Genomic DNA, 9,268 nt, shown 5'->3' on the forward strand with positions numbered 1-9,268 from the left:
ACATGAGGAGACTCATCCTGATCGCGGCGCTGCTCGGCTGCTACCCCGTCCTGCTGGCGTCGGCCCTGTGGCCGGCGCCGGTGGTGTTCGGGGCCGTCGCCGCGGCCTCCTATCTGGTGGAGCACGTGGCTCCGCGGGCCGGCCGGCCGCTGCCCGACCTGCTGTGCAAAGTGCATCTCGGGCTGACGCTGCGCTTCGCGGCCAGGGAGACCATGGCGCTGCTGCTGGTGGCGCGGACGGCCGGGCCCGACTCGCCGTGGTTCCTCGGGATGGCGGCCGGCGTGTTCGCGATCCACGTCGTACGCGCCGGGCACGCCGGCCTGGCCCTGCGGCTCAAGCAGATGCTCAGCCGGATGCCGGTGACGACCCGCAACCTCGACGTCTCCACACTGCGCGTCCCCAAGCTGCCGCCCCGCTTCCTGCGTGACGACCGCGGCGCGCGTCTCCTCTATCTCGACGCGCTGCCGGTGCTCGGCGCGGTGTTCGACGTCAGGGTGGCGGCGCTCGGGGCGGGCCTCGCCGTCGCGCTCGGCGCCGCCGGCACGCTCGCGCTCATCCCGTACGTACGCCGTGCCGCCCCCCTCACCGACCGGGCGAGGGTCATGGAGGTCGTGGCGGAGCAGGTGGAGAAGTACCGCCCCGAGGTCGTCCTGTACTTCTCCGGCGCCCCCGCCGCCGCCTACCAGGCCCGGATGTGGCTGCCCGTGCTCGAACGCATCGACAGGCGCGCCATCGTCGTGCTCCGCGAGCGCGGCATGGCCGCCCACCTGGAGCCGACCACCCTGCCGATGGTGTGCTTCCCTTCGTCGGCCGACCTGATGAGCTTTCGCGCCCTGGCCGACGCCAAACTCTGCCTGTACGTCTCCAACGCCGGCCGCAACGTGCACATGCTGCGCATTCCGACCCTTCGCAGCGTGTTCCTCAACCACGGCGACAGCGACAAGGAGGCGTCGTTCAACCCGTTCTCCCGGGTCTACGACGAAGTGTGGGTGGCCGGACCGGCCGGCCGCGACCGCTACCGCCGCGCCAGGGTCGGGGTCAGGGACGAGAACATCCACGAGGTGGGCAGGCCGCAGCTCGAAGGCATCTCGACGGAGGGGCCAGGACTGCCGTACCGGACCGTGTTGTACGCCCCGACCTGGGAGGGCTGGAGCGACGACCTGCTGCACACGTCGCTGATCAGCATGGGCCCGCGCATCGTGCGGGCCCTGCTCGACCACCGTCCGCGCCTGCGCGTGATCTACAAGCCGCATCCGCTGACCGGCCACCGCGACAAGAGCGCCGTCCGGGCGCACCGGAAGATCGTCACCATGATCGAGGAGGCCGAGCTGGCCACGTCGAAGGCGAGGCATCCGTCGGCGGCGGCCGGCGAGGCGCCGACGATCAGGCACCTGGTCGTCACCGGCTCGGAGCCGCATCTCTACGACTGCTTCAACCAGTGCGACCTGCTCATCACGGACATCTCCAGCGTCGTGGCCGACTTCCTGGCCAGCGAGAAGCCGTACGCGGTGACGAACGTGGCGGGCCTGCCGGAGCAGGCCTTCCACGAGCGTTACCCGAGCACCGAGGCGGGCGAGCTGCTCGGCCAGGACCTGGCCGGGCTGGCGGACTTCCTCGGGGGGAAGGACACGCTGGCCCGGGCCAGGGTCAAGCTCAGGGCCTATCTGCTCGGGCCGGAGTATCCGGACGCGCTGACCCGTTTCAACGCGGCCATCGAGCGGGTGCTCGCGGGCTGAGCGACCTCACCGCGGCGGCCTGGCCAGTTTTCTGGGGCTGGTGAGGAAGCCCCAGCCCCAGGAGCAGTGCATGGTGGCGTACACGATCGGCAGGCGCAGTTTCGCGGTGGCCGGCAGCCCGCTGCCCGTCAGCGCCGAGCCGGCCACGATGGCCAGCGCGTAGCCCCCCGGGACGACCAGCGCGAGCGGGAAGAACGGCGAGGCGGCCAGCGCGAGCAGCATGGCCAGCACCGCGGCGGGCGGCGCGAGATAGCGCAGGTTGATCGTGCCCTCGTGGGTGCGCGCGACCACGCGCCGCCAGCGGCCGTAGTGGAAATACTGCCGGGCCAGCGCCTTGACGTTGGGCCGCGGCCGGTAGGTGACCCGCATGCGGGGCTGGAACCACACCAGGCCGCCGCTCTGGCGGATGCGGTGGTTCATCTCCCAGTCCTGGGCGCGCTGGAAGTGCTCGTCGTAGCCGCCGACCCGGACGAGCGCCGAGCGCCGGAACACGCCGAGGTAGACGGTGTCGGCGGGGCCCGCCGTGCCGCCCACGTGGAAGGCCGCGGCGCCCACACCGATCTTGGAGGTCATGGCGCAGGCCACTGCCTGCTCGAACGGCGTGACGCCTTCGGCGGCCATCACGCCGCCGACGTTGTCGGCGCCGGTCTCCATCAGCGTCTCCACCGCCACGCGCAGGTAGTCGGAGGGCAGCATGGCGTGCCCGTCGACCCTGGCGATGATGCCGTTGCGCGATGCGGCGATGGCGGCGTTGAGCGCGTTGGGGGTGCGGCCCGTGGGGTTGGGCACGACGGTCACCCGTGGGTCGGCGGCCGCGATGGCGTCGGCGACCTCCTGGGTGCGGTCTTGTGAGGGACCCACGGCGAGGACGACCTCGATCTCACCGGGGTAACTCTGGGCGAGGACCTGGTCGACGGCCTCGCGGAGATGCCGTTCCTCGTTGAGGACCGGCATGACGACGGAGATGGGGGGCCAGGCACGCGTCTCCGCGGGAGCGTGCGGCGAGTCGGGGAACTGCTTCATGGCGGGGCTCACGCTACTGTACGGGCAGGGGAGGAGGGCAATCGACAGCCCGATCCTCCGGCGTGAACAGAGGGGGACTTGCATGCGCGAGCCGGGCGAGGAGGACGCCGGTGTGCTCGTGGGCGGAGACGCCTATGGCGGCGTCAAGCTCCCGCCATCCCGCACCCGCAGGCCGCTCAGGAGCGCCAGGGCCCGCCGCCGCAACCTGATGATCGCGGGTTTCCTGTCCACGTGCGTCCTCGTCACGACCGGCGTGGTGTGGGCGACCCCGCGCCAGATCGGCACGGTCGACGCGGGCGTGACCGCGGCCTCGTCCCGCGGCGCCGAGAACATCCTGCTGGTGGGCGTCGACAAGCGCGACGACCTGACCCGCCAGCAGCAGAACCGCCTCAAGCTGGGCCGCGAGTCCGGGCAGCGCACCGACACCATGATGGTCATCCACCTGTCGGAGGACCACCGCAAGGTCACGGTGGTGAGCCTGCCGCGCGACACGTGGGTGACGGTGCCCGGCAAGGGCAATCACAAGATCAACTCGGCCTACCAGTTCGGCGGGCCCAAGCTGGCCAGGCAGACCGTCGAGGCCGCCACCGGGTTGCAGATCAACCGCTACATCGAGGTCAACATCCTCGGCTTCATCGACGTGGTCGACTCGCTCGGCGGGGTGACCGTGTGCACGCCCGTGCCGATCAAGGACCAGCGGATCGCGCTCGACCTGCCGGCGGGCACCCACAAGCTCGACGGCGTGCAGGCGCTCGGCTACGCCCGCACCCGCGCCACCGCCCGTTCCGACCTCGACCGCATCGACCGGCAGCAGCAGGTCATCTCCGCGCTGCTCGACCGGGCGTCGAGCGCGGGCACGCTGGCCAACCCCGGCACACTGGCCTCTTTCGTCAACTCGACGCTGAGCACGGTCAAGGTCGATCCCGACGACGGGCTGATCGGCCTGGCCACCCAGCTCAGGGACGTCTCGCTGCGGGACGTGAAGTTCGCCGAGGTGCCGCTGGCCGACGTCGACTTCGAGACGCCCACCGGGGAGTCGGCGGTGGTGTGGAACGAGCGGGCGGCCCGCGACATGTTCGCCAGGATCGACGCCGACCGCGACCCGGCCCAGCCGACCCCGTCGGCCTCCGCCACGCCGTCGGCCAAGCCGTCCTCCATCCCGCCGGAAGACATCTCGCTGACGATCAAGAACGGCACGCTGATCAACGGGCTCGGCGCCCGTACGAAGGAGGCTCTGGTCGCGTACGGGTTCAAGGTGCCCGATCAGCCGGGCAACACCAACAAGCACGACTACGACAAGACGATCGTGCGCCACGGCAAGGGCCAGGAGGCCGCCGCGCGGGTGGTGGCCGAGGCCATCCCCGGGTCGGAGGTGCGTGAGGTGGACATCGACGGCATCGAGCTGATTCTCGGCAGCGATCAGCCCAAGGTCCGGCAGAAGGCTACGAAATCCATGCCGACGCCGAAGCCGAGCGTTACACCATCCACCAAAACGGCAATGCAGAACATATGTAAGAAATAGGCATATCTTTCTGCCGGTCGGGACAGGTGAGGCCCATGCTGGTCAGACAGTGGCGGGAGGACCGCTGCACGGTGGTCCACATCGTTGGCGACCTTGACGTGGCAGGGGCCCCGAGGTTGCAGGCGGAGCTCGAGCAGGCGATGGCCGCCGCCGACCCGCTCCACCTGGTCATCGACCTGACCGAGGTCCCCTTCTGCGACTCCGTCGGCCTGGGCGTGCTGGTCTCCACGTTCAACCAGGTGCACCAGCGGCACGGCCGCCTGATCCTCGTGGTCGGCCCCGGCATGATCCGCCACCTGCTGACCATCACCAACCTCGACCACCATTTCGAGACCACGGAGTCGCTCGGCGAGGCACGCACGGCCCTGGACGACGCCGCCTGACCGGCGAGCGGGCTTGAGCGGCGCGGGGCGTGCGAGAAGATGTCCTCGTGGGCGCACCCTACGGGAGCCCCCTTCGCGCGCATGGAGGCTTTCACGTTGTTCGACCAGTTCCCCGAGCCTGCCCGCTCCCAGCTGGTGTCCGCTTTCGACGAAGGCAAGACGCGCCCCGAGTGGTGCTTCACGGAAGGGCAGGCCCGCCTGGCCTACTGGGCGCCCTTTCGCGGCTCCCCGCCGGTGATCACCTGGCAGTTCGACCCCGGTCCCGACCCCGTCGCCGCCGCCGGCCTGCTGCGCCGCAGCCTGGACGAGATGGGGCTGAGCAAGATGATCCACGACATCCCCCTCAAACCCGGACTCTCCCCCGTCGTCGACCGCGCCGTCGAGCACGAGGCCCTGACCCTGGCCGGCTTCACCATGGAGGTCGAGCGGCTCATGCTCGAATGGGCGGCGGGCACCGACCTGCCCGACGACCCCGGCCGGCTGTCCTACCGCCCCGCGCGCCGCATGGACCCGTCCTACGTGCTCGACATCCTCGTCCGCGTCTCCGAAGGCTCGCTCGACCACGACACCCGGGTCGAGGTGGCCACTGTCGGGGCCGAGCGCGAGGCCCGGTGGATGTACGACGACCTGCTCAGCCGCAAGGCCAAGCCCGACTGGTTCGTCATCGGCCACCTCGGCGACACCCCCGTCGGGCTGGTCGCCCCCGACGACCACTCCATCGCCTACATCGGCGTGCTGCCCGAGCACCGCGGCCGCGGCTACGTCAACGACCTGCTGGCCAGGGGCACCCGCACGCTCGCCGAGGCGGGCGTGCCGCGCATCGTCGCGGCCACCGACACCGCCAACCTTCCGACGGCCGCCGCGTTCCTGCGCGCCGGCTACTCGGAGGTCGGCCGGCTCTACCGCTACTACTGGAGGGCATCGTGAGGCTTGGCGTCATGTTCGACCGGGACCTGCCGCCCGAGCAGTTGATCCCGTTCGCCCGAGAACTCGACGGCACCGTCGTCGGCGACCTGTGGGTGGTGGAGGACCTCGGCTGGACGGGCGGCGTCTCGGCGGCGGCCACCGCGCTCGCCGTCACCTCCCGGCTGCGCGTCGGCATCGGCATCACCCCCGCTCCCCTGCGCAACCCGATGCTGCTGGCGATGGAGCTGGGCAACCTGTCCCGCCTGCACCCCGGCCGGCTCGCGGCCGGCGTCGGGCACGGCGTACCCGGATGGATGCGCCAGGTCGGCGCGGCCGTTCCATCGCCGCTGTCCCTTCTCGAGGAGACGATCACGTCCGTACGCGCGCTGCTGCGCGGCGAGACGGTCACCCTGGACGGCCGGTCCGTACGTCTTGACGGCGTGTCGCTGGTGCATCCGCCCGCCGAGCCGCCGCCCGTGCTCGCCGGGGTGAAGGGCCCGCGCTCGCTGGCGCTGTCGGGGCGGGTCGCGCAGGGCACGATCCTGCCCGAGGGAGTCGGGCCGGAGCAGTTGCCCGGCATCCGGGCGCGGATCGGCGGCGGCGCCGGCCACGAACTGGTGGTCTTCACCTACCTGCACATCGGGGACGACGCGGCCGGGACGACCGGTCAGGCCGTGGCCGGGCAGGCGGAGTTCCTGGGCGTGCCGCCCGAGGACGTGGTGATGGCTGCCGGAACACCCGAGCAGGCTGCGGCGCAGGTCAAGAGCCTGTGGGCGGCGGGCGCCGACACGGTGGCGGTGCGCCCGCTGGGGTCTGGCCCGCTGCGCCACGTCCACGCGCTGCTGTCGGCCCTCTGAGACGAATGGCTGAATGGCCGATGGGCGGCTGACGACGTTCGGTCCTCCGGCCGATGGCGGGCGGGCTTCGTCTCGCCACCATCGACCTCATGAGGCAGATCACAGTGTTAGTGGCCGGCGCGGCCGTGACGGCCATGGCCGTCACGGCCTGCAGCGTGAGCCTGGACGCCGACGAGGTGCGCTCCGCGAAGTCGTTCGCCTTCACGGGGGCCGCGTTGTCGATCCGGTCGTCCATGGGCGGCGTGCGCGTGCTCCAGGGCACCGGAGGGCGGGTCGAGGTGGAGCGGTGGGTACGCGGCAAGGCCGCCGGCGAGGGCAACGCCACCTGGTCCCTGCGCGACGGCACGCTCCGCCTCGGCGCCGACTGCACCATGGTGTTCGGCGACTGCGGCGCCCGCTACCACGTCCGGGTCCCGCCCGGCGTCCGGCTGTCCGTCCAGGCGGCCGACGGGGTCGTACTGAAGGGCCTCGCCCAGGACGTCGACGTGGTGAGCCGCGACGACGTCCAGGTGACGGGCGCCTCGGGACGGCTGCGGCTGCGCAGTGAGGGATCGATCAAGGCCGAGGGCCTCACGTCGGCCGCGGTCAGGTGCCGGACGCTCGACGGGTCGATCGACGTGACGTTCGACCGCCTGCCCACCGACCTCGACCTGATCTCCCACGACGGCAGGGTGACCGCGAAGGTGCCGCCCGGCCCGTACGCGGTGACCGCCACGAGCAAGGACGGCCGCGAGCGCACCACGGTCAAGCGCGAGACGAAGAGCTCCCGCACGATCGTCGCCCGCAGCGGGACGGGAGACGTCCGCGTCCTGGCCAGATGAGCCCTGTCCTACTCCCAGATGGCGGCGTACTTGCCGTTCTCGGCGCTCACCTGCACGGGGTGCAGGCCGCGGCTCTTGAAGGTGTCGAACCGCTGCTGGTAGCCGGACGCGGACATGTCGACGTAGTGGGCCCAGGACTTGCGCCCGTCCTTGCGCCACACGGCCGTGTACGTGCCGTCGGGCGCCACCGCCACCTTGACCGGCCGGTAACCCTTCGCCTTCTTCTCCTCGGCCGCCGCCTTGTGCCGCTGGGGCGACAGGCCGTACGTGTAGTACCAGGCGCCGCCGGAGTTGGTGGTCCAGACGCCCACGTAGCGGATGTCGCCGGGGCTGCCGTAGGCGTCGACGGAGGAGAGCGCGAGCCCCTGGGCGGTGGCCTTCTTGTTGTAGGCGGCGAACTGTGCGGGCGTGAGGCCGTGCTTGGTGTAGAACGCGCCGCGGCGCTTCTCCCAGATGGCCGTGAACACGGCGGAGGAGCCCGAGCCCGTGGCGGAGACGGAGATCGGCTGCGCGCCCTGCTTCATGGCGCCGTCGAACTTGGCCTGGAAGTCGGCGGGGGACATGCCCTGCCAGATGCCCCACTCCGGCCCAGAGCCCTTGACCCACACGGCCGCGTAGCGCTCGCCGTCGGAGACGTTCACCGTGATCGGACGGTATCCGCGGCTCTTGAGGGTCTTCACATGAGCAACGCTCTTGGCGGGGCTCGCATTGTGGTAGGCGTACCACGCCGGCCCGGTCTGGGCGGTGGCCGCGGGAGCCACCGCCACGGCCGGTGCGGCGAGTCCGGCTACCACGGACGCGACGACAGCGATCTTCCTCTTGGTCCGCATGACCCCTCCGATGAAGAAATATTTACTAGCTTTTTAAGGCGAGGTAAGACCATAACAGGGGATACGTGTAGGCCGCTGGCGGGTACAGGAGGCCGTGGCAAGAGAGGACGCCCGGTCAAACACTGGTTCATCCTCGGTCAAGACAGGCTCAGCCGGCCTTCGTGAAGGGCGTCGGCACCTGTCCCGTCCAGCGGTAGAGCGGTCTCCCCGGCCCTGGACACGTAGTAGCGAGATCAGGCCGGACTCGCCGGTGAACCTCCACCGCGCAGGCCGGAGCCCGAGCAGGGCGACCTGCTCTCCCTGGCGCCCGGTGGCCTTGGGCACAAGGAGTCGGACTGGCCGACGATCTCGTCGCCCTTGTCGTCGAGCCGGGCCCGGCCGTCCACGTGGAAGGCCAGGTGGTTCAGGCCGGGCCGGCAGCGGTCGTGCCGGTCGGCGGTGAGCGCCGGCGACTGCTCCAGCACCACGTACGTACGCCCCGACCGCCAGCTACGGCCGTCGCTCCACTCCTGGTAGGGGGTGTCGCCGAGGGCCCGCAGCAGCCACCGCCACCTCTCGGTGGCGCGTCGCAGGTCGGGCACCCACAGCTCGACGTGATGCAGCATCCCCCTATTGGATCAGCTCTTCGAGATGTAGTACATGTTTCCGCCCGACTGCAGGACCTTGGCGAGAGTGGAAGCGCTGATGGTGTGCGAGCCGCCGGTCGGCTTCCACGGGTCGTAGACGGTGATGGTGTTGGCCAGCTTGTCGTAGCCGTACGCGATGATCGCGTGACCGACCTTCTCGCCCTTGACCTTGCCCTTGTTCCAGGGCAGCTGCTCCATCCACACCGCGAGCACGGGCGCCTTGTGCAGCTCGCCCACCTGGGTGGAGACCCGGTCCATGAGTTTCAGGGCGTTGCCGTCGGCGTCGGTCGTGCTGGAGACCTTGTAGCCCTTCGACTTCAGGTACGTGTTGATCACCGGGATGGCGTACTTGCCCTTGGTGCCGCCGGAGGCGGTGGTCTTCATCTTCTTCGCCAGGGTCGACTGGCTGACCTTGACGCCGAAGGTCGACAGGCTCATCGAGGACGAGGCGGGCACACAGTAGTAGTTGGTGGTCTGGTACTGGCCCTTGAGGCTGACCTTGTACTTCAGCGGGCTGAGCAGGCCCTTGGTGCTGGCGCTGGGAGACGGGGTGGACGTTGGGGC

Annotated in this window: 10 protein-coding genes; 6 read left to right on the top strand and 4 right to left on the bottom strand. The window is 70.6% G+C overall.

All coding sequences use genetic code 11. The features are described 5' to 3' along the window. Window positions 1–2 precede the first annotated feature (2 nt). Window positions 3–1,736 (top strand): CDP-glycerol glycerophosphotransferase family protein, encoded by a 1,734-nt coding sequence (locus E1267_RS21230; protein WP_246064102.1) that lies wholly within the window; start codon window positions 3–5, stop codon window positions 1,734–1,736. Between the two features lie 6 nt (window positions 1,737–1,742). Here E1267_RS21230 and E1267_RS21235 read toward each other — a convergent pair whose 3' ends face one another. Continuing rightward, on the bottom strand, window positions 1,743–2,759 hold the full coding sequence (locus tag E1267_RS21235; protein WP_132334333.1) for a glycosyltransferase family 2 protein: 1,017 nt from the start codon (window positions 2,757–2,759) through the stop codon (window positions 1,743–1,745). Window positions 2,760–2,841: 82 nt separating this feature from the next. On the opposite strand from E1267_RS21235, the gene E1267_RS21240 reads away from it, so the two are divergent. The 5 genes from E1267_RS21240 (at window position 2,842) to E1267_RS21260 (ending at window position 7,248) form a co-directional block, all read left to right on the top strand. Further along, entirely contained in the window at window positions 2,842–4,281 is a 1,440-nt protein-coding gene (locus E1267_RS21240; RefSeq protein WP_132334334.1) for an LCP family protein, read from the top strand. A 35-nt stretch (window positions 4,282–4,316) separates the two neighbouring features. After that, window positions 4,317–4,664 carry an STAS domain-containing protein gene (locus tag E1267_RS21245; protein ID WP_132334335.1) on the top strand — a complete coding sequence of 116 codons (348 nt, stop codon included), beginning with the start codon at window positions 4,317–4,319 and terminating at the stop codon, window positions 4,662–4,664. Between the two features lie 81 nt (window positions 4,665–4,745). Beyond that, on the top strand, window positions 4,746–5,591 hold the full coding sequence (locus E1267_RS21250; protein ID WP_165959710.1) for a GNAT family N-acetyltransferase: 846 nt from the start codon (window positions 4,746–4,748) through the stop codon (window positions 5,589–5,591). After that, window positions 5,588–6,427: an LLM class flavin-dependent oxidoreductase gene (locus E1267_RS21255; RefSeq protein WP_246064104.1), complete on the top strand. Its 840-nt coding sequence runs from the start codon at window positions 5,588–5,590 to the stop codon at window positions 6,425–6,427. The genes E1267_RS21250 and E1267_RS21255 overlap by 4 nt, the downstream gene beginning before the upstream one ends. An 89-nt stretch (window positions 6,428–6,516) precedes the next feature. Then, window positions 6,517–7,248 carry a DUF4097 family beta strand repeat-containing protein gene (locus E1267_RS21260; protein ID WP_132334337.1) on the top strand — a complete coding sequence of 244 codons (732 nt, stop codon included), beginning with the start codon at window positions 6,517–6,519 and terminating at the stop codon, window positions 7,246–7,248. 8 nt (window positions 7,249–7,256) lie between these two features. Here E1267_RS21260 and E1267_RS21265 read toward each other — a convergent pair whose 3' ends face one another. From E1267_RS21265 to E1267_RS21275, 3 genes are all read right to left on the bottom strand, one after another. Then, window positions 7,257–8,078, bottom strand: coding sequence for a hypothetical protein (locus tag E1267_RS21265; RefSeq protein WP_132334338.1), 822 nt, complete (start codon window positions 8,076–8,078; stop codon window positions 7,257–7,259). A gap of 233 nt (window positions 8,079–8,311) precedes the next feature. After that, complete coding sequence (locus tag E1267_RS21270; protein ID WP_132334339.1) at window positions 8,312–8,683, bottom strand: VOC family protein; 372 nt, start codon at window positions 8,681–8,683, stop codon at window positions 8,312–8,314. A 12-nt stretch (window positions 8,684–8,695) separates the two neighbouring features. Then, a partial coding sequence (locus E1267_RS21275; RefSeq protein WP_165959711.1) for a C39 family peptidase occupies window positions 8,696–9,268 on the bottom strand: 573 nt, incomplete at its 5' end.

The organism is Nonomuraea longispora, from assembly GCF_004348345.1.
Classification (GTDB): Bacteria; Actinomycetota; Actinomycetes; order Streptosporangiales; family Streptosporangiaceae; genus Nonomuraea; species Nonomuraea longispora.

Excerpts from the sequence above, each read along its gene's own strand:
- E1267_RS21230 (WP_246064102.1), top strand. The coding sequence starts at position 3 with ATGAGGAGACTCATCCTGATCGCGGCGCTGCTCGGCTGCTACCCCGTC.
- E1267_RS21235 (WP_132334333.1), bottom strand. The coding sequence starts at position 2,759 with ATGAAGCAGTTCCCCGACTCGCCGCACGCTCCCGCGGAGACGCGTGCC.
- E1267_RS21240 (WP_132334334.1), top strand. The coding sequence starts at position 2,842 with ATGCGCGAGCCGGGCGAGGAGGACGCCGGTGTGCTCGTGGGCGGAGAC.
- E1267_RS21245 (WP_132334335.1), top strand. The coding sequence starts at position 4,317 with ATGCTGGTCAGACAGTGGCGGGAGGACCGCTGCACGGTGGTCCACATC.
- E1267_RS21250 (WP_165959710.1), top strand. The coding sequence starts at position 4,746 with ATGGAGGCTTTCACGTTGTTCGACCAGTTCCCCGAGCCTGCCCGCTCC.
- E1267_RS21260 (WP_132334337.1), top strand. The coding sequence starts at position 6,517 with ATGAGGCAGATCACAGTGTTAGTGGCCGGCGCGGCCGTGACGGCCATG.
- E1267_RS21265 (WP_132334338.1), bottom strand. The coding sequence starts at position 8,078 with ATGCGGACCAAGAGGAAGATCGCTGTCGTCGCGTCCGTGGTAGCCGGA.
- E1267_RS21270 (WP_132334339.1), bottom strand. The coding sequence starts at position 8,683 with ATGCTGCATCACGTCGAGCTGTGGGTGCCCGACCTGCGACGCGCCACC.